This window comes from Novosphingobium album (ex Hu et al. 2023) (assembly GCF_022832385.1).
GTDB classification, from domain to species: Bacteria; Pseudomonadota; Alphaproteobacteria; order Sphingomonadales; family Sphingomonadaceae; genus Novosphingobium; species Novosphingobium album.
In genome coordinates this window covers 38593-64698 of the sequence record NZ_JALHLE010000042.1, presented here as the reverse complement: position 1 = coordinate 64698, position 26106 = coordinate 38593, and the positions used below count along the sequence as shown (strand labels likewise).

Annotated in this window: 19 protein-coding genes; 10 read left to right on the top strand and 9 right to left on the bottom strand. The window is 62.2% G+C overall.

Annotated features, from left to right (window positions below; genetic code table 11):
- Window positions 1-293: 293 nt before the first annotated feature.
- Complete coding sequence (locus tag MTR64_RS19515) at window positions 294-1547, bottom strand: dihydrolipoamide acetyltransferase family protein (RefSeq protein WP_243996214.1); 1254 nt, start codon at window positions 1545-1547, stop codon at window positions 294-296.
- Window positions 1548-1549: 2 nt separating this feature from the next.
- Window positions 1550-3892, bottom strand: coding sequence for a transketolase (locus MTR64_RS19510; protein ID WP_243996213.1), 2343 nt, complete (start codon window positions 3890-3892; stop codon window positions 1550-1552).
- Between the two features lie 127 nt (window positions 3893-4019).
- Here MTR64_RS19510 and MTR64_RS19505 point away from each other — a divergent pair, with 127 nt between their 5' ends.
- Window positions 4020-4487 (top strand): Lrp/AsnC family transcriptional regulator, encoded by a 468-nt coding sequence (locus MTR64_RS19505; protein WP_243996212.1) that lies wholly within the window; start codon window positions 4020-4022, stop codon window positions 4485-4487.
- Window positions 4488-4496: 9 nt separating this feature from the next.
- Here the strand turns inward: MTR64_RS19505 and MTR64_RS19500 are convergent, their stop codons facing one another.
- On the bottom strand, window positions 4497-5459 hold the full coding sequence (locus MTR64_RS19500) for a LysR family transcriptional regulator (protein WP_268741034.1): 963 nt from the start codon (window positions 5457-5459) through the stop codon (window positions 4497-4499).
- Between the two features lie 47 nt (window positions 5460-5506).
- On the opposite strand from MTR64_RS19500, the gene MTR64_RS19495 reads away from it, so the two are divergent.
- Complete coding sequence (locus tag MTR64_RS19495; protein ID WP_243996210.1) at window positions 5507-6274, top strand: VOC family protein; 768 nt, start codon at window positions 5507-5509, stop codon at window positions 6272-6274.
- A gap of 296 nt (window positions 6275-6570) precedes the next feature.
- Here the strand turns inward: MTR64_RS19495 and MTR64_RS19490 are convergent, their stop codons facing one another.
- From MTR64_RS19490 to MTR64_RS19480, 3 genes are read right to left on the bottom strand one after another with little or no spacing between them, the layout of a single operon-like run.
- On the bottom strand, window positions 6571-7500 hold the full coding sequence (locus tag MTR64_RS19490) for a 3-keto-5-aminohexanoate cleavage protein (RefSeq protein ID WP_243996209.1): 930 nt from the start codon (window positions 7498-7500) through the stop codon (window positions 6571-6573).
- A gap of 25 nt (window positions 7501-7525) precedes the next feature.
- A complete protein-coding gene (locus MTR64_RS19485) occupies window positions 7526-8371 on the bottom strand; it encodes a 4Fe-4S dicluster domain-containing protein (RefSeq protein ID WP_243996208.1) in 846 nt (281 codons plus the stop codon).
- Window positions 8368-11352 carry a molybdopterin-dependent oxidoreductase gene (locus tag MTR64_RS19480; RefSeq protein WP_243996207.1) on the bottom strand — a complete coding sequence of 995 codons (2985 nt, stop codon included), beginning with the start codon at window positions 11350-11352 and terminating at the stop codon, window positions 8368-8370. Before MTR64_RS19480 ends, MTR64_RS19485 begins: the two co-directional genes overlap by 4 nt.
- A 262-nt stretch (window positions 11353-11614) precedes the next feature.
- Here MTR64_RS19480 and MTR64_RS19475 point away from each other — a divergent pair, with 262 nt between their 5' ends.
- The 7 genes from MTR64_RS19475 to MTR64_RS19445 all read left to right on the top strand — a co-directional run bounded on the left by MTR64_RS19475 (window position 11615) and on the right by MTR64_RS19445 (window position 22089).
- Complete coding sequence (locus MTR64_RS19475; protein ID WP_243996206.1) at window positions 11615-12616, top strand: NADP-dependent oxidoreductase; 1002 nt, start codon at window positions 11615-11617, stop codon at window positions 12614-12616.
- Window positions 12617-13034: 418 nt separating this feature from the next.
- Window positions 13035-15251: a TonB-dependent receptor gene (locus tag MTR64_RS19470; protein ID WP_243996205.1), complete on the top strand. Its 2217-nt coding sequence runs from the start codon at window positions 13035-13037 to the stop codon at window positions 15249-15251.
- Between the two features lie 169 nt (window positions 15252-15420).
- The gene (locus MTR64_RS19465) at window positions 15421-16197 is read left to right on the top strand and encodes an SDR family oxidoreductase (protein WP_243996204.1); all 777 of its coding nucleotides are present in this window, start codon (window positions 15421-15423) and stop codon (window positions 16195-16197) included.
- Window positions 16194-16991: an SDR family NAD(P)-dependent oxidoreductase gene (locus MTR64_RS19460; RefSeq protein WP_243996203.1), complete on the top strand. Its 798-nt coding sequence runs from the start codon at window positions 16194-16196 to the stop codon at window positions 16989-16991. Before MTR64_RS19465 ends, MTR64_RS19460 begins: the two co-directional genes overlap by 4 nt.
- A gap of 26 nt (window positions 16992-17017) precedes the next feature.
- A complete protein-coding gene (locus MTR64_RS19455; RefSeq protein ID WP_243996202.1) occupies window positions 17018-19066 on the top strand; it encodes a 3-hydroxyacyl-CoA dehydrogenase NAD-binding domain-containing protein in 2049 nt (682 codons plus the stop codon).
- Between the two features lie 12 nt (window positions 19067-19078).
- Window positions 19079-20812, top strand: coding sequence for an acyl-CoA dehydrogenase (locus tag MTR64_RS19450; protein WP_243996201.1), 1734 nt, complete (start codon window positions 19079-19081; stop codon window positions 20810-20812).
- A gap of 104 nt (window positions 20813-20916) precedes the next feature.
- Entirely contained in the window at window positions 20917-22089 is a 1173-nt protein-coding gene (locus MTR64_RS19445) for an acetyl-CoA C-acyltransferase (protein WP_243996200.1), read from the top strand.
- A gap of 105 nt (window positions 22090-22194) precedes the next feature.
- Here the strand turns inward: MTR64_RS19445 and MTR64_RS19440 are convergent, their stop codons facing one another.
- Window positions 22195-22413 (bottom strand): hypothetical protein, encoded by a 219-nt coding sequence (locus MTR64_RS19440; protein ID WP_243996199.1) that lies wholly within the window; start codon window positions 22411-22413, stop codon window positions 22195-22197.
- Window positions 22414-22605: 192 nt separating this feature from the next.
- On the opposite strand from MTR64_RS19440, the gene MTR64_RS19435 reads away from it, so the two are divergent.
- Window positions 22606-23454: a fumarylacetoacetate hydrolase family protein gene (locus MTR64_RS19435; RefSeq protein ID WP_243996198.1), complete on the top strand. Its 849-nt coding sequence runs from the start codon at window positions 22606-22608 to the stop codon at window positions 23452-23454.
- Window positions 23455-23673: 219 nt separating this feature from the next.
- On the opposite strand, the gene MTR64_RS19430 is transcribed toward MTR64_RS19435, so the two are convergent.
- Together MTR64_RS19430 and MTR64_RS19425 are read right to left on the bottom strand one after the other, a co-directional pair.
- Window positions 23674-24870, bottom strand: coding sequence for a cytochrome P450 (locus MTR64_RS19430; RefSeq protein WP_243996197.1), 1197 nt, complete (start codon window positions 24868-24870; stop codon window positions 23674-23676).
- Between the two features lie 40 nt (window positions 24871-24910).
- Entirely contained in the window at window positions 24911-25927 is a 1017-nt protein-coding gene (locus tag MTR64_RS19425; protein WP_243996196.1) for an aromatic ring-hydroxylating dioxygenase subunit alpha, read from the bottom strand.
- Window positions 25928-26106 lie beyond the last annotated feature (179 nt).

Below are 26106 nucleotides of genomic sequence, written 5' to 3'. Positions count from 1 at the left end.
TTCCTCGCCATTCCATTCCTCCTTCGTGCCAAAATCTAAAACAGAATTTGGGCCACTCAGAAGGGGGCAGATCACGCCAGATTGACCGTGCGCGATTGGCAAAGACCGGTGATCAGAACCGCCAGCGTCACAAGTCGACTCTTGCTTAACGAAAACTGGCGACCTAACCCCTCCATGAGGGCGGCGTGGCAGGCTGAAGACATCGAAGATCCTTTTGGTCGAGAATCTTCCAATTCAGCACATCACGTCGTCTTTAACCACCACTGTCGTGTGCTGTGGGGCAGGGGATAGGGTCAGGTCAGGATCGCCATCGCGTTTTCCACCAGATCGCGGAATGCCTCCATGAACCTGGCTGCGATCGCTCCATCGATAGCGCGGTGATCGAAGCTGGCGGTTGCGGACATAACCGTTGCCAGCCGGATTTCGCCGTCGACATTCCAGGGCTGTTCGAGACCCGCGCCGATACCCAGGATAAGTGCCTGCGGCGGGTTTATCACCGGGAACATCTCGTCGATGCCGAACATGCCCAGGTTGGAGATGGAGGCGGTGCCGCCCGAGTAGTCTTCTGGCGTGAGCTTGCCCTCGCGGGCCTTGGTCGAAAGCGCCTTGGTGGTTTGTGCGATGGCGGCAAGCCCAAGCGTGTTGGCGCTCTTGATAACCGGCGTGATCAGCCCGCCGTCGATCGCCACGGCCATGGAAATATCGGCACGGGCAAAGCGATGGAGATCGTCGCCGCCGAACTGGACGTTCGCATCCGGCACGGCGACCAGCGCCATCGCCATCGCTTTTATCAGCATGTCGTTTACGCTGAGCTTGATCCCGCGCGGTGCAAGGCTGGCGTTCAGCTCGCCGCGCAGTTTGAGCAGGGGATCAAGATTGCAGCGCGCCGTGAGGTAAAAGTGCGGCACTGTCCGCTTGCTCTCGGACAAGCGGCGGGCGATGGTCTTTCGCATGTTCGAAAGCTTGACCGTCTCGACCGGGACGCCTGGCGGCGGCGCGATGATGGCTTCGGGAGCGGCCGGAATTGCGACCATAGTCACGGCGGAGGGAAGGGGCTTCAGCCCGAGATCTGCTTTCACGATCTTGCCGCGCGGGCCAGTTCCCTCGATGGCCGACAGGGCGATCTCCTTGATTGCGGCGATGCGGCGGGCGAGGGGGGTCGCATTGGCGTTGTCGTCCGGTACCGGCGGCGGTGTCGGAGCGTGCGTGGACGCCGTGACTGAGGCGGGAGCCGGGGAAGCATCGGCTCCTGCCGGTTCACTGGCCATGGCGCCATCGGCTAAAGCAGGCTCTGGCAAAGATTCGCTGTCCTCCGCCAGCAGCGCGACGACGGTGCCGACGGGAACATCGTCGGTGCCTTCGGGAATGACCAGCCTGCCGATACGCCCGTCCTGATCGGCTTCGAATTCCATCGTCGCTTTGTCGGTTTCGATCTCGGCGATCGGATCGCCGGTCTTGACCCTGTCACCTTCGGCTACGAGCCATTTGGCGAGCGTGCCCTTTTCCATTGTCGGCGACAGAGCCGGCATCCTGAGTTCGATCGCCATGGTCAGTTCTCCAGAAAGAGTTCTGCGGCCGCGTCGATTATGGCATCGACGTCGAGCCGGTAAATGCGGTAGAGATCGGGAAGGTCGCCGGTCTGGCCGAAGCGATCAGTGCCCAGCGGACTTACGCGCATGCCCTTAACGCCGCCCAGCCAGGACAGCGCGCCGGGCGATCCGTCGAGGACGGTCACCAGCCCGGCACCTGGCGACAGCGCGCCGAGCAGCGTTTCGGCATGACAAGGCTCCACCGTCTGTCCAGTCCAGAGTGCTGCGCGCCGGGCCGCCCATCCGCGATGGAGCAGGTCGGCTGAAGTGACGTTGAGCAGCCCCAGGCCAGGCATGTCCTCGCGCAGTTGCTCCCATGCCTGCAGCACCTCAGGAGCGACCACGCCAGTAAAGACGATGGCCGCTTCGGCGCCCGGTTCCGGCTTGCGCAACCAGTAGCCGCCCTTGAGCGCATCGGCCTCCCAGTTCCCGCTCTCGCGCGCGATCTGCGGGATGGCGCGGGTGGAGAGGCGTAGATAGACCGAACTGCCTTCGGGCTGCTGCATATGATCGAATGCCCAGCGCATCATTGCGGTGAGTTCATCAGCATAGGCCGGCTCGAAATAGGTGAGGCCCGGCTGGCTCATACCGATCAGCGGGGTGTTGATCGACTGATGCGCACCGCCTTCGGCCGCCAGCGTTATCCCCGATGGTGTGCCGACAAGCAGGAAGCGCGAATCCGAATAACAGCCGTAGTTGAGGGCATCGAGCCCGCGCGCGATGAACGGATCGTAGACTGTGCCTACCGGCAGCAGCCGCGTTCCGAAGTGCGGCGCGGCCAGACCGAGCGCGGCCAGTGCGACGAAGAAATTGTTCTCGGCAATACCCAGTTCGATATGCTGGCCCGCCGCGTGCTGCGCCCATTTCTGCGCGGAGGGGATCTTTGCCTTCTGGAACACGTCGGCCAGTTCCTGCCGCCGGAACAGGCCGCGCTGGTTGACGAAGGCGCCCAGATTGGTCGTCTGCGTCACGTCGGGCGCGGTGGTCACGATCCGGTCAGCGAGTTCCTCGCCCGACTTCGCGAGATCGAGCAGGATGCGGCCGAAAGCGGCCTGAGTCGATTGCTCTGCGCCGTCGGGAACGGGCAGCCGTGCGGGAACATGCACTGCGGGCGCGATCGGCTCGGCCGCCTTGCTAGCCAGCGGGCTGGCGGCAAGAAAGGCCCTGAGCTGTGCGGCGGTGTTGTCGCCCATGCCGGCCCAGGTTTCCCATTCGCCGCCTTCGGGGATGCCCAGACTGGCGCGGAACTGTTCCATCTGCGCCGGGTTCATCATGCCCGAGTGATTGTCCTTGTGCCCCGCCAGCGGCAGGCCTTGGCCCTTCACCGTATAAGCGATGAACAGGGTGGGCCGGTCGTCGTCGGCGGCGTCGAACGCGTCGATCAGCGTTTCGATGCAGTGGCCGGCGAGGTTGGTCATCAGCTTCGCCAGCGCATCGTCGTCGAAGCTGTCGAGCAGCTTCTTCACGTTCGGCTTTGCACCAATATCCGCCATGAGCCGTTCGCGCCACGCCGCGCCGCCCTGATACGTCACCGCGGCGAACTCGGCATTGGGGCAATTGTCGATCCATTCTTCCAGCGTCCTGCCGCCGGGCCGCTTGAATGCGGCTTGCTGCAGTTTGCCGTATTTGAGCGTGACGACGCGCCAGCCGCAGGTCTCGAAGATGTCGCCGAAACGGCGGAACATGCGGTCTGGCGTCGTCGCGTCGAGCGACTGGCGGTTGTAATCGACGATCCACCAGCAATTGCGCAGGTCGTGCTTGTATCCCTCGATCAGGCATTCGTAGATGTTGCCTTCGTCGAGTTCGGCATCGCCCATGAGCGCGATCATGCGCCCGGCGTCCTCTTCATGCACCTGGCCATGCGCGATCAGGTAGTCCTGCACGAGGGAGGTGAACGCGGTGACGGCGACACCCAGACCGACCGAGCCGGTCGAGAAGTCGACCGGGATCTTGTCCTTGGTGCGGCTGGGATAGCTCTGGACGCCGCCCAGGCCGCGAAACTTTTGCATGCGCTCCAGCGTCTGGTTGCCCAGCAGATAGTGAATGGCGTGCAGCACCGGCCCCGCGTGGGGCTTCACCGCGACCTTGTCCTGCGGACGCAGGGCGTGGAAATAGAGCGCCGCCATGATCGCCGTCATCGACGCGCAACTGGCTTGATGGCCGCCAACCTTGAGCCCGTCACGCTTGGGCCGGATATGGTTGGCGTTGTGGATCATCCAGGAGGAAATCCACAGCAGCCGCGTGTCCAGTTGTTCCAGCGTGCTGATCAGGTTGTCCCGGTCCGATCGGATTGCGGTTGCCACAGGGTCTCCTCCTTTGCCGTTGCCCAAAGGCTAACAGCGGGGTGCCGGGCGTGTCCTTGTGATCTCGACTAGAATATGCGGTATGGTTGGCATAAACTATCAATATATTGATCTATGGGGACGGATTATGCCGAAAGTTGATCTGGATGCCATAAACAGGAATATTCTGCGGCAGGTCCAGGACGACGGGCGGATAACGAACCAGGAACTTTCCGACAGGGTCGGTCTCTCACCCAGCCCCTGCCTGCGCCGGCTGAAGCAGTTGGAAGGCGAAGGAGTCATCACCCGCTACGTGGCGCTGGTCGATCCCCAGATGGTCGGGCTTGGAGTGACGGCGTTCGTGCGGGTCCGTCTGGATCAGCAGGACGACCGGCACCTGGCCGCGTTTGAGGACGCCGTAACGGGGTTTTCGGAAGTCATGGAATGCTACCTGATGACCGGGGACGCCGATTACCAGCTGCGCGTCCTTGTCGAATCCCTGAACGCGTTCGAGGATTTCCTCCGCTTCAAACTGACCAAGATTGCGGGTGTTGCGCAAGTGACGACCAGTTTTGCGCTGCGTCCGGTCGTATACAAGACAGCGCTTCCCCTGTGATAGCCGCGCTCAGGACTTCGGCTGGTGGGCCAGATCGAAGCCCCGGCGGACCAAATGCCGGAACCAGGCAAGATCCTCGTCATTGTCGCGCCGCCGGTTCCAGACACTCCACAATTCCAGGCGGGGAATCGGGATCGGGCAGGGCACCATGCGCAGCGGATATGCGCCGATGGCCAGACGGGCCAGACTCTCGGGCACCAGCACGATAAGGTCCGATGCCGCCGCGATGAGAGGCAGTACGGTGAAATCGGATGTCAGCATACGGTCGAACTGCCCGACCCTGTGTTCCTCGATGAAGCCGTGCTCGATGCTGGCGGAAATGTTGAGATCGAGGAAGAAGCTGGCATGAGGACGCTTCAGATAGTCTTCCTCGCTGATCCCGTTCCGGAATTCCTCGCAATTCTTGTTCACCAGGCAGAAGAAGGGCTCGGACGGCAGATCCTCGGCGCTGACGCCCTGAACCGGGTCCGCCGGGTTCAGCCCGACGGTAACCGCGACCTGGCGTGGGGCAATGATCAGATCGATCTTGTTGGTGAGCAGGTCTTGCGGTGTCGTTGACGTGGCACTCACGACCTGAACGCACACGCCGGGGGCCTCGTCGGCCAGAATGCGAGCAAGTGCGGGCAGGAGGATGGCAGCCGTGTTGCTGGCTGCGGCGATGCGGAACCTCTGGCGGGACTGCGCCGGGTTGAAGGGTTCCGCGGCCATGACCTTGTCGAGCGCGCCCAGAGCCGCATCCAGCGAGGGGGCTAACTGCAATGCCCTGGGGGTCAGGCTCAGGTTGCGTCCGTCCCTTACCACCAGCGCATCGTTGAAATGCTCACGCAGCTTGCGCAGATTGTTGCTGACCGCAGCCTGGGTGAGGTTCAGTTCCTCCGCGGCCCTGGTCACGCTGCGATGCTTGAGCACGGATCGCAATGTCCTCAGGAGATTCAGATTCAGGCTGTTGAGCCGGCTGACAGGTTCTCTCATCACATCATCCAGTGTGAGTTATTGTCCGGTAATTATCACTGATCGAAATGTTGAAGCTCACAAGTGAAAATTTTTCACGGGGGCAGACCGGGCTTATTTTGGCCTTGCTAATCAAAGCCGGAACTGACCGGTTCGGGATGAATACACCTGCCATTCGCTTCAGGTGCGTCACCCGGCCGCAAGTGAATCCGGACGTTCAATGGAGACGGAGCATGTCGAAAGGTTTGCCGATACCCGCTGCCCAGCGGGGTAAAATTGCGCCCCAACTGGCCCATGTGGTTTTCAGGACGCCCCAGCCGGAAAAGCTTGTCCAGTGGTATTGCGACGTCCTGGAGGCACAGGTCTCGATGGGCAACGCAATGGTCTATTTCCTGACCTATGACGAGGAACACCACCGCATTGCCATCGCGCGCCTGCCCGGCCTCACCGAGCACCAGCCTATGGCGATCGGATTCGACCACGTCGCCTTTACTTATGCCTCGCCCGATGAACTCTTCGCGACGTATGAACGGCTCAAGTCGATTGGTATCGAACCCTACTGGACGATCAATCATGGCCCGACCATTTCCTTCTACTACAACGATCCGGACGGCAATCATGTGGAATTGCAGTTCGACATTCAGGAAAATGCGGCGGCAGCCAACGAATGGTTTGAACAGAGCGATTTCGAGGTGAATCCGATCGGCGTCAAAGTCGATGCCGAAGATCTGATCAGCCGCTATCGCGCCGGCGAGGATACCGCGAAGCTCTTTGCGCGCCCGGTCATTTTACCTGACCTGGTGATGGCACAATTCCCTGCGCCCCTGGAGGGCTGACCGAACAGTCTCCCGGAATCCGGTACGCCTCCGGTCCCGATTTTGAGAACTGGAGGCGATAACCGGGCAAGGTCGCCCCGCAGCGAAAGCTTCGCTGCGGGGCGCTGCAACGGGTACTCGCTTTGCGCCTGGCGGCGGCAGTTCGGAGCGGTGGCTGCGGGCGCCGCTGCCAAAGCCCGTTGGCCGCCACAGCGCTGCCGGAATCAATTTGTCACGGCCCTGTCCTGCTGGCACAGAGCAAAACAGGGGCACGGATATCCGTGCCCCTGTAAAAGGCGGTTTGATGCCGTGCCGCGTCAGAAGCGCACCTGGTCCGCGCCCTTCAGACCAAGGCGTTCGCGGGCCTGGTCGGGCGTGGCCACATCATATCCCATGGTGCGCACGATGCCCGCCAGCTTGGTCACCTGCTCGGCATTGGATGTGGCCAGCTTGCCGCGTTCGATCATCAGGCTGTCTTCCAGACCGACACGCGCGTTGCCGCCCAGCAGAACATTCTGCACGCACATCGGCATCTGATGGCGTCCGGCGCCCAGGACCGACCATTCGAAAGCATCGCCGAACAGGCGCTCGGCCGTGCGGACCATGAACAGGAGATTGTCGATCTCCGCGCCGGCCCCGCCCAGAATGCCCAGGCAGAACTGGATGAACAGCGGCGGTTCATAGAGTTTCCGGTCCACGAAATGGGCGAGGTTGTAGAGGTGCCCGACATCGTAGCATTCGAACTCGAACCTGCAGCCATGGCCTTTGCCCAGCCGTTCGATGATTTGCTCTATGTCCTTGAAGGTGTTCTTGAAGACAGCGTCACGGCTGCCTTCGAGAAAGGCTGCTTCCCACGGGTGCTTGAATTCCTTCAGGCGATCGAGAACGGGAAACAGCGCAAAGTTGAGCGACCCCATGTTGAGCGAGGTCATCTCCGGGCTGGCCCATTCCGCAGCGGCAAGGCGTTCGTCCATCGTCATGCCCGGTGCACCGCCGGTGGTGATGTTGACCACCGCATCGGTCGATTGTTTGATGCGCGGCAGAAACTGGCGATAGACCTCTGTGTCGGGTGTCGGTTTGCCCGTTTCGGGATCCCGCGCGTGCATGTGCAGGATGGCCGCCCCGGCTTCGGCTGCCGCAATCGATTCCGCCGCGATCTGGTCCGGCGTGATCGGCAAATAGGGCGACATCGAGGGGGTGTGCAGCGAACCGGTGATCGCGCACGTGATGATCACAGACTTTGACATAGTATTTCCTTGTATGTCGAGCGGGTTACGCGTCGATTTCGATGATGCCGAGGTAGCGGCTTTCCGTGATTTGGAAGTCAAGGGCGGCAAGGAGCCTGCCGTCGTCCGCCAGCACTTGCAGCGAGCCTTCGATGGGGGCGGGAAGCTGGTCGAACCTGAAGTCGCCATAGATGTCGGTGCGGCATGACGCGTGGACTTCGCCGTTCACGGCGAGCCGCACCTCCACACCCTCGACGTTGTCCTCGATCCCGTCCCGGACCCTGACGACCGTGCCGCCGAGGAAGTTTGCAGTAACGCGATCGAAATTGCGGTACCAGATGCGCGGTTTTGTCCCGAGTTCCGGGTTGAGTTGCTGCAGGTCCTGATCGCTGGCCAGCGCTGCCATTTTCGCATCATCCAGCTTGACTGCTTCGATGGCGCGGGTCGGACAGGCGGTTACGCAGCGCGGCTCCTTGCGGCCGGCGTCGATCAGGTGCGCGTCGAAGGACCACTTCTGCGGAACCTGCAGTTCCTCGTTCCAGAAGATCTGGCCGTAGGGGCAGGTCTCCACCAGATCCTTGCGTCCATTGGCTGCCGCCGGATCGATCGTAACAATGCCATCGGCGCGCTTGGTGATAACGCCTTTGCTCCTTTCCGATATGCACGGCGCGTTGTCGCATTGCTGGCATGTCGTGATGTAGTGCGAAACGTCCATCATCGGCGCCTTGCCGCGTTCCTTGCGCTGCAAGGTCAGCCACAGGTCGCCGAGGCGCGGGGCCGGTTCACTGTATCCGTCGAAGCGGTTGAACAGGTATTCGTCCTTGGTCGCCAGCACGCAGTTGTTACAGCTGTTGCAGCGCGCCACGTCGAAAATGAGGTTCCACTTGGTCATTCCGCGGCCTCCTGAATGGCGCCGTCTCCGGACCAGGGTTCAATCTCGACCATGCACAGCGATCCTGCCGAAGCGACGGTTCCGTCCGCCTGCATCCGGTTGGGCGTGAGGATGTTCATGCAACCGCCGATGTCGGGCGATGCGCCGGGCTCGCCGATGGGTTTGTAGCTGGCCGAGGATTCGTAGGAATGGGCGACGCCCTCCACCAGCCGCGGCGTCACTTCTGCAGCACAGATCACTGCGCCCTGGTCATTCCATACCTTGACCAGCTGGCGGTGCCCGATGCCCCGGCTGGCAGCATCGGACGGAGAGATGCGGACGATTTGATAATAGTGCCCGCCGATCGGCATCCGGTGGTCAGCCAGATCGCTGATCGCGCTGCCTTTGCCATCCTGGGAGGTGTGGAAGCTGAACCGCTGGTGCGGCGTCAGCAACTGGATCGGGAAGCGCTTGTAGCGCTCGCCGTCACGCGCGCCCTCGAACGGACGGGTATAGCGCATCAGCGCGGGCCGGTCCGCCTGTTCGGGGTCAAGCCGTTTGAGCGAACTAGGAATGAACTCGAACTTGCTCGATTGCGTCTGCAGGCCGTGCAGCCATTTGTCGCTGTAGCCGCCGGGAAGCGGGAACGGCTCCGGCACGTCTTTGGGCCGCCCCTCGTAAAACCAGCGCATGTCCACCGGCGCGCGGAGGGCCGGCGGTTCCGGGGGCACGATGTAATAGCCCTTCCGGCACAGGTCCTTCCAGCTGATATGCTTGGCCACGTCGGACGATTCATAGACGCGCTTCGCCCAGTCGAGTTCGCTGCAGCCTTCCGAGAAATAATTGCCGAGCCCGATCCTTTTGCAGACGTCCCAGAGTATCTGGTAGTCGGAGCGGGATTCTCCCAGCGGCTCGATGCACTTGTGCTGGAGCGCGATAACCCGGTGGTTGACCGCCGATTGCCAATGGAATCCGAAGCCGCCGGTGTTGTTCCATTCGCCGATGTCGAAGCGCTCGAACTGGGTGCAGGCGGGCAGGATGATGTCGGCAAAGCCGGTTTCGCCCTCCATCCAGATGCTTTGCGAAACGACGCATTCCAGTTCGGGCGAACGGTACATTTTCGCAAAGCGCGAGGAGTCGGCGATCGTCCCCATGGCGGACCCGCCATAGCGGTAGAGCATGTGGATCTTTGAATAGCCCGGTGCGGGGTATTCAAACGGCATGAACTGCGCTTCGATGCTGGTGGGATCGAGCAGGTAGCCTGTGGCTTTCCCGTCGAGAATGGCTTCGGGCAAGCGCTGGCGCGGTACAATCTGGCGCACCGGGTTCATCGAGAGGAGGTGCGGCATCCGCACGTAATTGTTGGTGGCCGAAGCGGTGTTCTGCAGTTCGCCAGACATGCCGCCATCGGCATAACCGGGGAAATAGAACTCAAGATCGACCGGCGTTCCCATGGCAAGATTGCCGAGGTTCACGCCCGGCCGGCCCCAGCCTTGCATGGCCATGAGCATCACCATCGCGCGCGCCCACTGGATGCCGCTGGCATTGCGGCAGGCGCCGCCGAACCCCAGACCGGCCATGCCGACGCCGAGATAGGTCTTCTTGCTGGCCCAGCTTCGCGCGAGTGACCGGCAATCGCGCGCGGCAATTCCGGTTTCGCCCTCCTGCCATTCGGGCGTCTTGGGCACCCCGTCCGTCTTGCCGAGGATATAATCCTTCCACTCCTCGAAGCCCGTGGAGCGATTTTCGACGAAATGATGATCGTACGTGTCTTCGGTGATCCACACGTACATCAGCGCGAGTGCGAGCGCGGTGTCGGTGCCCGGGACGATCGGGAACCACTTGCCGCCCGTGAACGCCGCCGTCGGGCTGTAATGCGGATTGATGTGGATCGCCTCGATGCCCAGTTCCTTCGCCCACAGGCGGCGCTGGCTGGCTTCGGTGCCGGAATAGCCGCCGAACTGCGATTCCGGGTCGGCGGACCAATAGACGATCTGGTCGGCCTCTTTCAGGGCATCCTCAAGCGTGCCGTAACCCGATCCGGTTCCCAGCCGCATGGAGCCGCCGTGGTGGTGCATTGCCCCCCAGTACCAGCCTTCCCAGCTGTCGGGATTGAGCACGACACGGGTGACGCCGACCGTATTGCCGAAGCGCATCATCGCCGACAGATAGTAGCCGACATTGCCCCACTGGTGGTGCGAGGGATGCGCCAGCGCGATCGCGCCGGGGCCATGGACCCTTTTCTGCCGGAGAATTTCCGATCCAACGATGTCGAGCGCTTCGTCCCAGCTGATCCTTTCGTAGCCAGAGATGCCCCTGTTCTGAGGGTTGCGCTCTCCTGACGGATCGAAATCGACGCGCTTCATCGGATAGAGAATGCGGTCTTCCGAATAGACCGTGGACTTGAGAGTCAGCGAATGCGGCGCGACGCAGCCCTTGCGCTGCGGCGAGAAGCGGCGGCCGCGCGCCTCGATCGTCCAGGGCTCCGGATCGTCCGCTCCGAATTCGATCACATCGGTGCGCAGGATGCGGCCGTCGCGCACATAGACGTGGAGCGGGCCGCCGTTCGTCATCTGGGTGTAGCGTGTAGACCCGTCGGGCATCGCTTCGCCAAACTTCCACCCGTCGGACTGCAGCCGGGACGCCAGCTGCGCGAACCAGGCGATGACCTCCTCGTCGCCCATCAGGGCGATGCGGAAATTCTTGCCGGCATGGATCAGCTCGCCATAGTCGATCGGCGGCGTCAGCATCGCGACGGCCGTGGCGCTATCCTTGAACTGCATCACCATGTCTGGTGCGGGGTGCAGCCCCGAAGCAGAGCGGACGCGGCCGCCATCAAATTCAAGATAGCGCCCGATGCTGCCGTCCTTCAGCCGAAGCTGCACAACGCAGTTCCGCTGGCCCAGGAACGCCTTGAAGGCGGCGCTCTGGCGTGCCTTGAAGGTAAACAGCTTTGGCAGAGCCATCAGCGTCGCCTTCAGACGCATCGCATTCAAGTCCAAGATGCTCTCCCAACCAATTCACGCCGGTCGTTTGCGGCCCGGCTTGCGCGGGCGGACTCGGCATCTGATTGGGTGTCATAATATATATTTTATTTCAACCGTCCATTGCTAAAGCGGCATCGCAATGTATGAAGTTGTCCATCATCTGGCATTTTGGTGGAGGGGCAGGTGGCTTGAATATATTTTATGGCCGTAGTGGTCCCGCTCTTGAACATAGCGCACCGGCTCGATTTGCGCCGGGCGAGACATCTGTGGATCCCCAATGACATCAAACAAAGTTGTCCGCGTAACCAGCCGGGCAGACGGTATTCCGTCCGCTGCCAATTTCGCGGTTGCCGATGAAGTCCTGCCGCGCTGTCCCGAAGGCGGCTGCCTTGTTGAAGTGATTTTCGCGGCGGTTGATCCCGGTATGCGCGGCTGGCTAAGCCGCGAGCGCAATTACATGACGGTGGGCGATGGCGAGATCATGCGCGCCAATGGCGTTGGCCGGGTGGTCGAAAGCCGGTCAGCGCAATACAGCGCCGGAGACCTTGTTTACGGCTGGCTTGGCTGGCAACAGTTTGCTGCCGCCAGTGCAGACGACCTTCTGTGGAAGATCGACCTGGCCGATGCCCCGGCCGAATACTGGCTCAGTGCTCTTGGTCTGAACGGGCTGACGGCCTGGGTGGGAATCCGGCATCTGGGGCGCGTGCAGGCGGGCGATACCGTCATGGTCACGACATGCGCTGGCGGGGTCGGCAGCATCGCCGGGCAACTGGCCAAGGCTTCCGGTGCACGCGTGGTGGGCATCACCGGCGGTGACGACAAGGTAAGCATCGCCACCAGCGAATTCGGATATGATGCGGCCTTGAACTACAAGGGCGAAGGCAGTCTGGCGGAGGCTGTCGGGAGGGCATGTCCCCAGGGGATCGATCTGTTCTTTGACAATACAGCAGGATCGATAGCCGATGCCGTGTTTCCGGCGCTCAATACGCGCGCGCGCATAATCCAGTGCGGGACGGCAGCCGTATCGAGCTGGAATCCGGTGCCTCAGGGGCCGCGGCGCGAGCGGGACGTGTTGACGCGCCGTCTTTCCTGGCAAGGGTTCATCGTTTTCGACCACTTTCGCGTCTTTGATCAGGCCTTCGCCGAAATTAAGGGGTTGATCGCCGGGGGTGACCTGCATGTCCGGCATGAAATCCTCGAAGGGCTGGAGCACGCGCTCGGTGCGATCGGCCATCTTTACAGCGGCAAGAATGCCGGGCGGTTGATCATCCGGCCGTGATTGCACACGTCCCGAGTGCCAGTGGAGAAAGGCCGGTGGCAGGCGTTTGGTCATGCCTATGCGACGGCCTTGACAAAAAATATTTTCTAATCCGACCGTTCTGTGGCTTTTTTGCTGCATCAAGGGCTTTGAGCACGCTTGCCGTGCTGCAGGATTTGGTCGCGCGCGTTCCGGCCATGTCTTCCGAGGTCGCGATTATTTAGCGTTTGCGTGCTTGTTAAAAGCGGCCTGAATTGGCGTATTTGCCAAGATTCCGGCCGGGGGCGCCCCGCATTGCCGGTTGCCATCAAGCGCTGCCAGACCTCCGCCTCTTTGCCAATCTCGAAAGAAAGTATATTTTTTTTGCCTATGGCGTCACGTTGTTGTAGAAGCGCCGACAAGTCGAAAACGGCTGATTCAATTTGGGAGACATACCGACATGAGAAAGTTCTTCGCGCCTGGGGCTTCTTTGGTGGTGGTCGCGACACTGCTCGCGTCGCCAGCGTTCGGGCAAGAAGCGAGCGCAGTCCAGCCTTCTTCCGGTGACGAAGCTGCGGCCCGGCAGCGTCCCGAAAATCAGGGCGTTCAAGAGATCGTCGTGACGGCCCAGCGCCGGTCGGAAAGTCTCCAGCGCGTGCCGATCGCCATCAGCGCGGTTACGGCGGACAATCTGGCTGTAAGCGGTGTGACCAGTCTGGCGAATATGCAGGTCGCCGTGCCCAGCCTGTCCGTCCAGAACGTCGCCGGCTATCTTGCCACGCACCTTCGCGGTATCGGCTCGATTGCCAACGGCCCCGGCTTTGAAAACCCCATCGCGCTCTATGTGGACGGCGTCTATTACGCCAACCAGTCCTTCGGTCTGGCCGGGTTCAACAACATCCAGCGGATCGAGGTGCTCAAGGGGCCGCAGGGCACTCTTTTTGGGCGCAATGCGACAGGCGGTCTGATTCAGATCATTACCAAAGACCCCGGTCCAGTCTTTGAGGCGAACGGGTCGGTGGACTATGGCAACTATGACCGGCTTGAGGCCAAGCTGTACGCGGGCGGGCCGGTCAGCGACACGGTGAGTGCCGATTTCGCCGTGCGTTACGCGCGGCAGGGCAAGGGCTGGGGCGTCAACGAATATGACGGCAAGGACGTGTTCACCGTCGCCGATGATATCGGTGTGCGGTCCAAAGTGGTCTGGGAGCCGGGGCAGTTCAAGTTCACCGCTATCGGTGACTATGGCTATCGCAACGGCACCATGAACGCCCTTCGCGGCACGACCGGCAGTTTTACCATTCCGGGCGTGCCGGCGCCCACGTATTCCGATAAATGGAACGTCAATACCAACGCCGATCAGTTCGTGAAGAGCAGGGGCGGCGGCGTGAGCCTGAAGGGCGAGGCCGATCTGGGGTTCGCGACCGTGTCGGACCTCGTCGCCTGGCGGGAAACCCACTTTGACAGTCAGTTCGATTACGACGGTTCGCCGCTCCCGCTGATCCAGGTCTATATCCAGCAGAAGGACGTCCAGTTCAGCAACGAGCTCCAGCTGACATCGAATTCGGGCGGCCCGCTGTCGTGGGTGGCGGGCATCTACTATTTCAACGCGCGCGGCTCGGCTGTGCCGATCACGGTGACGAATGCATCGGATCCTCTGCTCAATCCCAACTATCCGCTGACGTCGGCGATCATCAGCGGCTATCAGGACACGGAATCCCTGTCCGGCTTCGCGCAGGCCACGTACAAGCTTACCGACCGGCTAAGCGTGACCGGCGGTGTGCGCTACTCTCGGGAAAAGCGGAATATCTCCAGTCAGATCAATGGAGTGCTGGATCTGCCGGGCAACCCCGTGATCCCGCTGGTGCCGACGGTGGAAGCAAGCCGCACGTTCAAGCGGCCGAGCTTTCGTGCTGCGGTCAACTATGATGTGACCGACGATATCATGGTCTACGCCTCGTTCAACACGGGCTTCAAGAGCGGCGGCTTCAACGTCACCATTCCGACCGACGGTGCCTATTTGCCCGAGAAGCTCGCTGCCTATGAAATCGGCGAGAAGGCCGACCTGTTCGGTCGCCGGGTGCGCTTGAACACGGCGCTGTTCTATTACGACTACAAGGACTTCCAGGTGCAGATTCCGAGGCCCGTCGGCACCGGCTTCGCAAATGCCGCGAAGTCGGAGATCTATGGTGCCGACATCGACCTGACCGTGGTTCCGGTCGATGCGCTGGAAATCAAGGCTTCGGGAACCTTCCTGAAAAGCAAGTTCAAGGATTTCCCGAACGCGCCGATCAGCTCCGCGACAGCCGGCACCACCGTGGTGCTGGGTGACGTGGCAGGAAACAGGCTGCCCTATACGCCGGATGTCACTTTCAATGTGGCCGCCACCTATACCGTGCCGGTTGGCGACAATGAATTGGTGCTCAATGGCGGCTGGCTGCATAGTTCCAGCTTCTTCTTCGAGCCGGACAATGTCATTCGGGAAGGCGCCTACGATCAGTTCAACGCGTCAGCCACATTCCGGATCGACGATGGACGGTACTACATCACCGTTTATGGCAACAACCTGAGCAACGAACTGGTCCGTTCGCTGGTCCAGAGTACGCCGCTCGGTCCGCGCATGGACGTCCTGCAATCGCCGCGGACATATGGTGTGCGGCTCGGCTTTGATTTCTGATGCGACTGTTGAGCTGGCGCGGCTGAACGGGGCCGTGCCGGCTCACCGGCGTCATTCCGGGCATCAAGTGGCGTGCGGCCGGAGGCAGCGCGTCGAGCGACCGGGCCGATATCACGATTGCCCGGATCAGTCTGGCTGACCAGTTCTTCCAGCTTAACAGGAGAACGAAATGGAATTGTTCGATCTTGCCGGAAAAACGGCGATCATAACCGGTTCCTCGCGCGGGATCGGAAGGGCGATCGCCGAGGCCTATGCCGCCGCCGGGGCCAATGTCGTCATTTCCAGCCGCAAGCAGGCGGCGTGTGACGAGGTTGCGGCGGGGATCAACCAGCGTCATGGACAGGGACGGGCCATCGCCATTGCGGCCAGCATTTCCGACAAGTCTGCGCTCGAAGCCATGGTTGCTCAGACGCGCGACCATTTCGGCCGGATCGACATCCTCGTCTGCAACGCGGCGTCAAATCCCTATTACGGACCGATGGCGGGGATCTCGGACGAACAGTTCCGCAAGATCTTCGATAACAACGTTCTTGCGAACCATTGGCTGATCACGATGGTTTCGCCGGAAATGCGCGCGCGGGGCGACGGCGCCATCATCATCGTTTCCTCCATCGGCGGCATGGTCGGCTCGGATGTGATCGGGGCTTACAACGTGTCCAAGGCGGCGGACTTGCAGCTGGTCCGCAATCTGGCCATCGAATTCGGCCCCGACAATGTACGGGTGAATGCGATCGCGCCCGGCGTTATCCGCACCGATTTCGCACGCGCCTTGTGGGAAGACCCCAAGGCTGAGGCGCGGCTCAAGGAGATCGTTCCGCTAGGCCGCATCGGCGAGCCGGAAAACATTGCAGGGACTGCCGTATTCCTGGCGTCGAAGGCGGGGGAATATGTGACCGGCCAGTCCATCGTCGTCGATGGCGGAACGACGATCACGGGCGGGCTATGACCGGACGCTTCTCCGGAAAGGCCGTGCTCGTCACCGGCGCCGGATCAGGCATCGGTCGGGTGGCGGCGCATCTGTTCGCGCGCGATGGGGCGCGGGTGCTGGCCACCGATGTCACGGACGGCGCCGGTGAAACGGCGGCGGGGCACGATGCCATCGCCGCCATGCGCTGCGATGCCGGAAGCGAGGACGATGTTGCCCATGCCGTGAGCGAGGCGGTTTCCCGCTTTGGCCGGCTGGACATCGTCTTTGCCAATGCCGGCACCATCGGCAGCTTTGACGGACTGTTCGAGCTTGATGCCGCGGTCTGGGCGGATGTCCTGCGCGTGAACCTGATCGGTCCGTTTCTTGCCATCAAATATGGTGCGCGGGCGATGCTCGATCTGGAGATTGCCGGGTCGATCGTTTGCACCGCGTCGGTTGCAGGCCTGCGTTCGGGGGCTGGCGGCAGCCATTATTCGGCATCGAAGGCGGGTGTGATCAACCTTGTCCAGACCAGCGCCCAGCAGCTTGCCGGTTCGGGCATCCGGGTGAACGCCGTGTGTCCCGGTCTGATCGAGACGGGGATGACGCGCACGATCTATGAAAGCGCGCGCGAAAAGGGTGTGGCGGATCAGATCGGCCGGCTCAATCCCATGCAGCGCGGCGGCGAGCCTGCCGAAATCGCATCGGTCGTGGCTTTTCTGGCGTCGGATGCCGCCAGCTACATCAACGGCCAGGCCATCGCCGCCGATGGCGGATTGTCCTCGTCCCTCCCGGTTTCCCGGCCGCCGCGCCTTGGGCGCACCGCGATCTAGTTCCCGCTTCAGACGAGAGACTTTCAATGATTGAAACCGTGCTTCACGACGATGTCCTCGAAATCATCATGGTCAATCCGCCTGTGAATGCACTGGGCGCAGCGGTGCGCCAGGGCCTCTGCAAGGCGATTGAAGAGGGCGAGGCGAACGAGGCTGTAAAGGCCATCGTCATTCGCGGCGGCGGCAAGATGTTTTCGGGCGGCGCCGATATCACGGAGTTCGGCAAGCCGCATGTCGATCCCTGGTTGCCCGAAGTGGTGGACCGGATCGAGGCGTGCACCAAGCCGGTGGTGGCGGCCCTCCACGGCATGGCGCTGGGCGGCGGTCTCGAAGTGGCGCTGGGCTGTCATTACCGCGTGGCGGCGCCCTCGGCAAAGCTGGGCCTGCCCGAAGTGACGCTGGGCCTGATCCCCGGGGCGGGTGGGACGCAGCGCCTGCCGCGCATCGTTGGCGCAGGTGCGGCGCTGGGCATGATCGTCAAGGGAGACCCGATCCCGGCGTACAAGGCCGAATCGCTCGGTCTGGCCGACCTTCTGGCCGAAGAAGGCACGCTGGCGGAAGCGGCCATCGCGTTTGCACGCAGCAAGACGGACGTGCGCCGCACAGGGGACCTGAGCGTTACGGCGGACGCCGATGTGTTCGAGGCTTTCGCGTCGGAAAACAAGCGGGCGATCGGTCGGCTGGATGCACCCAGGGCCTGCATCGAGGCGGTGAAGGCCGCAGCGCAATTGTCGCTGGCGGAAGGCCAGCAGCGCGAGCAGGCGCTTTTTGCCGGGCTGATGGAGGGCAGTCAGTCAAGGGCGCTACGCCATGCCTTCTTCGCCGAGCGCGCTGCCGCCAAGATCGATGGTTTGCCGAGGGATATCCAACCGCGCGCTATCACGCGCATCGGCGTCATCGGGGCCGGAACGATGGGCGGCGGCATCTCGATGAACTTCCTCTCCGCCGGTATTCCGGTAACGATCGTCGAGATGGCGCAGGACGCGCTCGACCGCGGCACCGGCGTGATGCGCAAGAACTATGAAGCTACCGCTGCCAAGGGCCGCATGACGGCGGAGCAGGTGGAAAAGGCAATGGGCCTGCTCACACCCACGCTCGACTTCAAGGCACTGGGCGAATGCGACCTTGTCATCGAGGCGGTGTACGAGAACATGGATGTGAAGAAGGATATCTTCGCCCGGCTCGATGCCATCGCCAAACCGGGCGCGATCCTCGCCTCCAACACCTCCTATCTCGACATCGACGAGATCGCCTTGGTGACCTCTCGCCCGCAGGACGTGGTGGGTATGCACTTCTTCTCGCCCGCCAACGTCATGAAGCTGCTGGAAGTGGTGCGCGGAGCTAGGACCGCGCCCGACGTGCTGGTGACGGCGATGACGCTGGGCCGCAGGGCCGGCAAGGTGCCGGTCGTGGCGGGCGTGTGCCATGGCTTCATTGGCAACCGTATGCTGACCCCGCGACTTGACGGCGCGATCGCGATGCTGGTCGAGGGCGCAACGCCCGAGCAGGTGGACCGGGTATCGACCGAACTGGGTATGCCGATGGGGCCGCTGCAGATGATCGATCTGGCCGGCGTCGATATCGGCTGGCATCGCGATCCGGAACGCATCGAATCCGTGCGCGATGCGCTCAATGCGGCGGGACGCTGGGGCCAGAAAACCGGGGCGGGGTTTTACGGCTATGACGACAGGCGCAAGCCTTCGCCTTCGGCGGCAACACAGAAGATCATAGAGGAATTCCGCGTACAGGCGGGGATCGCACCGCGCGAGATCAGCGACGATGAAATTACCGTCCGCACTCTCTACGCGCTGGTGAACGAGGGCGCGTTGATCCTGGAAGAGGGCATCGCCCAGCGCGCTTCGGACATCGATGTGGTCTGGCTCTACGGCTATGGCTGGCCGCGCTGGACCGGCGGGCCGATGTTCTGGGCAAACGAGATCGGCCTGGCGGCCATCGTCGCTGGCCTCAACACATATGCCGGCAGGATGGGGCCGGATTTCAGGCTCTCGCCGCTGCTTGAAAAATGCGCGGCTGCGGGCAAGCCGCTCGATCGCGCAGACAGCGTGGACGTGTGAAGAAGTCCGCCCATGTCTGATCTTCTGGTCTCGCCCGCCTGTCTCGAATTTCTCCTGTTCGACTGGCTCAGGATCGACGGGAAATCAGGTTTCGACCGCGAAACGGCGGGCGCGATACTGGACATGAGTTCCAGGCTCGCCTCCGGCAGCTTTCTCTCCTGCTACAAGCGCGCCGATGTCCAGGAACCCTATCTGGACGACAGCGGAACGCATATCCTGCCGGAGATTGCCGAAGCTCTGTCGCAGTTCAGGGAATTGGGGCTCTTCGGGGCGAGCTTCCCCGAAGAGTTGGGCGGTATGGGCCTGCCGCAATCGCTCTCGCTGGCGATCTACGGCCTGTTCGCCTCGGCCAATATCAGCGCGGCGGCCTATGCCATGCTGACGGCGGGGAATGCGCGCCTGATCTCGGCCTTCGGCACGCCTGCGCAGATCGACATGTTCGCGCGGCCGGAAATCGAAGGGCGCTGGTTCGGCACCATGTGCCTTTCCGAAGCCCAGGCCGGCTCCAGCCTTGGAGACCTGCGCACGCGCGCGGTCCGGGAAGGCAAGGACGATCTCGGCGAACGCTATCGTCTGACCGGCAACAAGATGTGGATCTCGGGCGCCGACCACGATGCGAGCGAGAACATCATCCACCTGGTGCTGGCGAAAGTGGCGAACGGCGACGGCAGCCTGCCTGAAGGGACGCAGGGCATCTCCTTGTTCATCGTGCCCAAAAAGCTGCCCGATGGCACGGACAACGACGTGAGAGTGGCCGGGCTCAATCACAAGATGGGCAATCGGGGCACCACCAACTGCCTGTTCAACCTGGGCGAAGAGGATGGCGCGATCGGCTGGCTCGTCGGTGCGCCGGGGCAGGGGTTGCCCCAGATGTTCCAGATGATGAACGAGGCGCGGATCTCGGTCGGCATGGGGGGCGCGGCTCTTGCCTGTCGCGGCTATCGGCACGCCGTGCGGTATGCGCGCGAGCGGACGCAGGGACGGCCGGCGGGCCAGCGCGGCGGCGAACCCGTGCCGATCATCGCGCACCCGGATGTGCGGCGCATGTTGCTGCAGCAAAAGGCTTATGCTGAAGCAGCCTTGGCCCTGTGCCTCTATTGCGCGGACCTTGTCGACGACGGAAGCGAGGAAGCGGAGGAGTTGCTGGCGCTGCTCACGCCGGTCGCCAAGTCGTGGCCTTCGGAATTCGGGCTCGTGGCCAACGACTTGGCGATCCAGGTGCATGGCGGATACGGCTACACACGCGATTTCGATGTGGAGCAGATCTGGCGCGATAACCGCCTCAATCCGATCCATGAGGGCACGGCGGGCATTCAGGCCATCGATCTGCTGGGCCGCAAGATCCTGCGCTCGGACGGTCAGGCCATGGCACTATTGCGCAGGCGGATCGCCGCAACTGCCGAGGCGGCAAGGGCGAGCGCGCATTGGCCGGTTCAGGCCGGGGTGCTGGATGCCTATTGGGACCGGGTCGAGGCGGTCGTCGCCGGGCTGCGGACTTGCGACAGCGCCGAAGCGCTCGACGATGCGACGATGTTCCTGCGGGCTTTCGGCCATGGCATCGCTGCTTGGCTGTGGCTGGACATGGCGTTGACGGCGGATGCCGGGGGCACCGGGTTCGCGGTCGGGTTCGCCAGTGCCTGCCGCTACTTTTTCGAGGCTGAATTGCCGCAGGCCCATGCCTGGCTGGCCGTTGTCGATGGCCATGGCCGCAGCGTGCGGACGTGTCCCGATGAGGCGTTCATCTGAGCAGGCGGTGTGACGGTGCGACCGGCAGGGAAGTGCGGCGCGCTGCCGCGGCCTGCCTCCGCCACCAGTTCCTTTTGTAGACAAATGGTGAGGGAAGATATCCGATGCGTGATGCAGTGATAGTTTCGACGGCGCGCACGCCGATCGGGCGGGCCTACAAGGGCGCGTTCAACATGACGCCGGCGCCGACATTGGCGGCCCATTCGATCCGTGAGGCTGTGGCGCGTGCAGGCGTTGATCCGGAAGAGATTGACGATTGCCTGATCGGCGCCGCGATGCAGCAGGGCCATCAGGCACTGATCGGACGCACGGCGGCGATGCGGGCCGGGCTGCCTCATGGCGTTTCCGGCATGTCGATAGACCGGCAGTGCTCGTCCGGCCTGATGACGATCGCAACGGCGGCCAAGCAGGTGATCGTTGACCGGATGGATGTGGTGGTCGCTGGCGGCGTGGAGTCGATCTCGCTCGTGCAGACCGAGGACATGCGCGTCACGCCCGATCCGGAACTGCTGGCCATGGTGCCGGACATGTACATGCCGATGCTGCAGACGGCGGAAACGGTGGCGAAACGCTACAATATCAGCCGCGAGGCCCAGGACGAATATGCCCTTCGTTCCCAGCAGCGCACCGCCGCTGCGCAGGCTGCAGGGGCTTTTGATCTGGAAATGTTCGCCGTCGATGCGACGATGGGCGTGGTGGACAAGGCGACGGGCGAATTGTCGCACAAGCAGGTGCACCTTGCGAAGGACGAGGGCAACCGGCCCGAGACGACGCTGGACGGCCTGCGCTCGCTCAAGCCCGTCGTGGAAGGCGGCGTGATCACTGCCGGCAACGCCAGCCAGCTTTCCGACGGGGCCTCTGCCTGCGTGGTCATGGAGGCCAGGCTCGCCGAGCAGCGCGGCCTCGCGCCGCTCGGCCGCTATGTGGGTATGGCGGTGGCGGGCACCAAGCCCGATGAAATGGGCATTGGACCGGTCTTCGCCGTGCCGAAGCTGCTGAAACGGTTCGGTCTCACGATGGATGACATCGGCCTTTGGGAGCTGAACGAAGCCTTTGCGGTGCAAGTGCTCTATTGCCGGGACAGGCTGGGCATTCCCGACGAACTGCTCAACGTCAACGGCGGCTCCATCTCGATCGGGCACCCCTATGGCATGACCGGCGCCCGCTGCACCGGCCATGCGCTGATCGAAGGCAAGAGGCGGGGCGCAAAATATGTCGTCGTCACCATGTGCGTAGGCGGCGGCATGGGCGCAGCAGGTCTTTTCGAGGTGCTGTGATGGGGCGGATGGCGCCCGCGCTTGCGGCGTGTTCATTGATTAAAAATCTATTTTAGATAGAGAGAACGGCGGGCGGAAGCGGGCCTGTTGTGCTGGCATAAAGCGTCATGAGCCGCATGTCCGGCGGGCGTCAGTCGTCAGGCTGCGCTCGCCGTCCTTGCCTAAAAAATCGCCATTTTGTTGCGTATTTTTGGCGCTGAGCGGCGTTTTGTCTACGTGCATCCGTGATGGCGATTTGAACGCCGGGGCGATGCCCGGATGCCGGGCTTCGATCGCCGCGATTTTCCTGCATTCACCGGTTGTCGGGAGGATGTGGACACACAATTTCTTGCCACCCTCCTTCCATAAAATATATTTACTGCTGTGGGAGCGATGCTATAGCGCCTGGCTGAGATGCAGGCCGCAGATCATGCGCTTTTGCGATCGCAGCGCACCAGCAGGCACAGGGCACCGTACTGGTGGCTGCGCCTGCGCGGGCGGCCATTCAGAATTTGATGTGATGGAAAGGATCAACCCTTGCGACTAATCCGCTTTTCCCATTCAGGCACAACGCGCGTCGGCCGGTTGGACGGCGATGTGGTGGTGGATCTTTCCGTGTTTGCCGATGCGGGCGATTCAATGCGGGCACTGCTTGATGCCGCGGCCGGGGATCTCTCGGTGCTGGCGAGCGTCGATGGCGAACATTTTGCTCTCAGCGACGTGCATCTGGAAGCACCGATCACCGATCCCCAGAAGTTTCTCGCCATCGGTATGAACTATGAGGCGCACGCCGATGAAGCCCGCGCTGCGGGCGTTCCGGTTCCGGACAGTCAGCTGTGGTTCAACAAGCAGGTGAGCTGTATTAGCGGTCCGACCGACCCGATCGTCATGCCGGCGGTCTCCGACATGCTCGATTACGAGGCCGAGTTGGGCTATGTCATTGGCAAGACCTGCCGCCATGTCGCGCGTGCCGACGCGTTTTCGGTTATCGCGGGCTATCTGGTCGTGAATGATGTGTCCGTTCGTGACTGGCAGATGCGTTCGCAGACGATGACGCTTGGCAAGTCGTTCGACACGCATGGGCCGATCGGTCCTTGGATCACCACGCCCGATGAGATCGATGATCCCGAAAAGCTTGAAATTAAGCTGTGGGTCGATGGCGAAATTCGTCAGAATGCCAGGACCGATGACCTGATTTACAAGATTGCCGATCAGATCGCATATCTGAGTACGGTGATGACGCTTTATCCCGGCGATGTCATCGCCACCGGAACGCCCTCCGGCGTGGGGGCGGCGACGCGGACCTGGCTCAAGAAGGGGCAGACCGTGAAGGTGGCGATCGAGGGGCTCGGCGAAATCGAGAACGTGATCGTCGGCGAAGAATAATCCGGGAGTCCGGCACTTGCCGTACCCTCGGGGGCGGCAAGTGCTTTCGCCGTGACAGGCGCTGGATCATGCCCATTCGCGTTGCCTTCGGCATCGCGCGAAACAAAGACGGCGAGGCAATTCCGAGCCTCTGTGAAGCTCCGCGGAATTGCCCCGCCGTTCAGGCTCGTGACGGCGACGGGAGAGAGGGAGTCCCCGCCAGCGAGCCTTCAGTCCGTCTTACTGGTGTACCCGGATCATCAGCTTGGACAGGCCGCGCAGCGTGTTGTGCGGGATCCGGTCTTCTTCGAGGATTTCAAAGCGCCTGATGCGCGACAGCAGGTGGTTGAACATCGTGGTGATTTCCAGCTTCGCCAGGTTCCGTCCGGCACAAAGATGGGTGCCGAATCCGAAGGCCACATGGTCGCGCGCATCACGCTGGATGTCGAACCGTTCTGGGTCCGGATAGCGCCGCTCGTCCCTGTTGGCGCTTGCGTAGAGCATCAACGCGCGATCGCCCTTGCGCATGGCGACGCCTTCCAGTTCGCAGTCACGCATCACGACCCGGGCAAAGCCGCGGATCGGCGATTCCAGGCGCACGGCTTCATCGATGGCATAGGGAAGGCGCTCCGGCGTTTCGCGCAGCATGTCCCATTGGTCCGGATTCCTGCCGAGCAGATAGAGCAGGCTGCTGAAGCCATTGATCGTCGTGTCCAGCGCAGGGCCGAGATAGTCCATCAGCATGATCTGCGCTTCGGCATAGCTCAGGTCGCCGTTGTCGGCGGCCGTGAACAGTTGTGCGCCCCATCCATCGGGATCGAGATCTTCGCGCTTGACCTCCAGCACGTACTTGAGCGCCTCCTGGGTGATTGCCAGGCCGTCCATCGTGCGCCGATAGCCGATGGGGCCCATCCCGTCGAACACGGCGGCGGCCCAGCGCAGCATGTTCTTCTTGCCTTCCTCGCTGAAGCCGACCAGTTCGGTCACGACCGTCAGCGGCAGGAAATAGGCCAATTCGGTCACCGCATCGAATTCGCCCTTGGCCAGGACGGCATCGACCTGCTGCTTGGCAAGACTATTGAGACGCTCACTCAACTGCTTGAGCGCATGGGGCTGCAGCGGTTTCATGAAGGTGCGCCGCAGCCGCTTGTGCTTGGGATCGTCCGATATCAGCATGACCCCTTCGGCGGCCTGGTTCGCCAGGTCGTTGACGGCAACGCCGCCGCTGGAGCTGAAGATTTCGGCGTGCAGCAGGGCCTCACGGATGCTGCTGAAGCGCGGGACCACCCATAGGCCATGTTTGCGCATCCAGACGACGGGGCCCAGATCGCGCAATTCGCGGTAATACGGATAGGGATCCGTCAGAACTTCATCGGACCACAAGTCGATGTCTGTCTGCGGGGCGGACGTGGTGATTGTGCTGTCTGCCGTTGCCATTGTTTATCCTCTTCCCTCAATTTTCCGGTTGTGTTTCAGGTCACGCCATTTCCTTCTTCAGAAGGCGGCGCGCCTGTATCGCGGCGGCATCGGTCTGGAGGATGGCGGGCTTCATGGACATCAAGTCGCTTGTTCCCATCAGCGACTGGCAGGCCTTGATCATGGGCTCGTCCTCCTCGGCGAAGGCCTTGTGAACCTGCGCGGCGAGCATTTCGGTCAGCGTTTCGTTGGTGATGTCGACATTGCGGGCAAGCGCGAAGAAATAATGCGTGGCATTGTCCGATTCAGGCGCAAGGTAATGGACGCTGGGAATATGCGCGTCCGCGCCGCCGCCCGCCGGAGAATACCGCAAGTCGAGATCGAGGATCGAGGCAGGCCGCCACCGCATCCGTGCCTGCAAGCGCCCTGGGATATCGCCGACCAGCGCCATGATCTGCGGCGAGGGTGAGGGCATGTTCTCGACGAAATAGTTTGAATGGAGCACTGGCCCGGGCTGCGTGTCCCATTCGTGCCGCATCCCCACTCCGACCGTGTTCGCCGGATCGCCGCCCAAGGTGTCGGCGTGAAGGTAGGGACCGTGCGTGAGGTCGAGCAGGTTGTCCATGACCAGCTGGTAGTGCGCTTCGACCCGCAGATACCCGGTCGATACCGCGTAGTCACTGGAACCCCACCACTCCAGCATGGGAAGCTTTGATCTGTCGGCGTGTTCGGCGGTTCCCAGCCAGACCCAGATCGCGCCAAGATGCTCGACCGCCGGATATGCCTTCAGGGTTGCGTTCGGGGGGATTGCGCCGCCACCGTGCGGGTTGAGAATGCACGTGCCGTCGCGGTCGAATACCAGTCCATGATAAGGACAGGCGATCGTATCGCCGTTCACCGAACCGAGATTCATCGGGGCAAAGCGGTGAGGGCAGCGGCCATCCATCGCGATGATCGATCCGTCCGCGCCGCGGTACGCAACGATGTACGTGCCGCAAACGGTGATGCCGATTGGCTTTTCTTCGAGCTGGCTGCTCCATCCGATGCAATACCAGCTATCGCGCAAATATTCAGTCATCTCCGCTCCCATTCTATGCCATGCACTTTCTCGGTGTGGCTATCCAAGAAATATATATTTGATTCGGGCGGACCATGCAACACCCGGTAATTCCGGCTGCAGTCCATCTCTTCTCGCCCTATTCTGAAAATCTGTCGAGGCAGGCTGCGGAGCAGAGGTGGCTGCAGCAAGAGTCGAAT

Excerpts from the sequence above, each read along its gene's own strand:
- MTR64_RS19515 (WP_243996214.1), bottom strand. The coding sequence starts at position 1,547 with ATGGCGATCGAACTCAGGATGCCGGCTCTGTCGCCGACAATGGAAAAG.
- MTR64_RS19505 (WP_243996212.1), top strand. The coding sequence starts at position 4,020 with ATGCCGAAAGTTGATCTGGATGCCATAAACAGGAATATTCTGCGGCAG.
- MTR64_RS19445 (WP_243996200.1), top strand. The coding sequence starts at position 20,917 with ATGCGTGATGCAGTGATAGTTTCGACGGCGCGCACGCCGATCGGGCGG.
- MTR64_RS19485 (WP_243996208.1), bottom strand. The coding sequence starts at position 8,371 with ATGACCAAGTGGAACCTCATTTTCGACGTGGCGCGCTGCAACAGCTGT.
- MTR64_RS19430 (WP_243996197.1), bottom strand. The coding sequence starts at position 24,870 with ATGGCAACGGCAGACAGCACAATCACCACGTCCGCCCCGCAGACAGAC.
- MTR64_RS19425 (WP_243996196.1), bottom strand. The coding sequence starts at position 25,927 with ATGACTGAATATTTGCGCGATAGCTGGTATTGCATCGGATGGAGCAGC.
- MTR64_RS19455 (WP_243996202.1), top strand. The coding sequence starts at position 17,018 with ATGATTGAAACCGTGCTTCACGACGATGTCCTCGAAATCATCATGGTC.
- MTR64_RS19450 (WP_243996201.1), top strand. The coding sequence starts at position 19,079 with ATGTCTGATCTTCTGGTCTCGCCCGCCTGTCTCGAATTTCTCCTGTTC.
- MTR64_RS19500 (WP_268741034.1), bottom strand. The coding sequence starts at position 5,459 with ATGAGAGAACCTGTCAGCCGGCTCAACAGCCTGAATCTGAATCTCCTG.
- MTR64_RS19495 (WP_243996210.1), top strand. The coding sequence starts at position 5,507 with ATGTTGAAGCTCACAAGTGAAAATTTTTCACGGGGGCAGACCGGGCTT.
- MTR64_RS19460 (WP_243996203.1), top strand. The coding sequence starts at position 16,194 with ATGACCGGACGCTTCTCCGGAAAGGCCGTGCTCGTCACCGGCGCCGGA.
- MTR64_RS19470 (WP_243996205.1), top strand. The coding sequence starts at position 13,035 with ATGAGAAAGTTCTTCGCGCCTGGGGCTTCTTTGGTGGTGGTCGCGACA.
- MTR64_RS19490 (WP_243996209.1), bottom strand. The coding sequence starts at position 7,500 with ATGTCAAAGTCTGTGATCATCACGTGCGCGATCACCGGTTCGCTGCAC.
- MTR64_RS19475 (WP_243996206.1), top strand. The coding sequence starts at position 11,615 with ATGACATCAAACAAAGTTGTCCGCGTAACCAGCCGGGCAGACGGTATT.
- MTR64_RS19465 (WP_243996204.1), top strand. The coding sequence starts at position 15,421 with ATGGAATTGTTCGATCTTGCCGGAAAAACGGCGATCATAACCGGTTCC.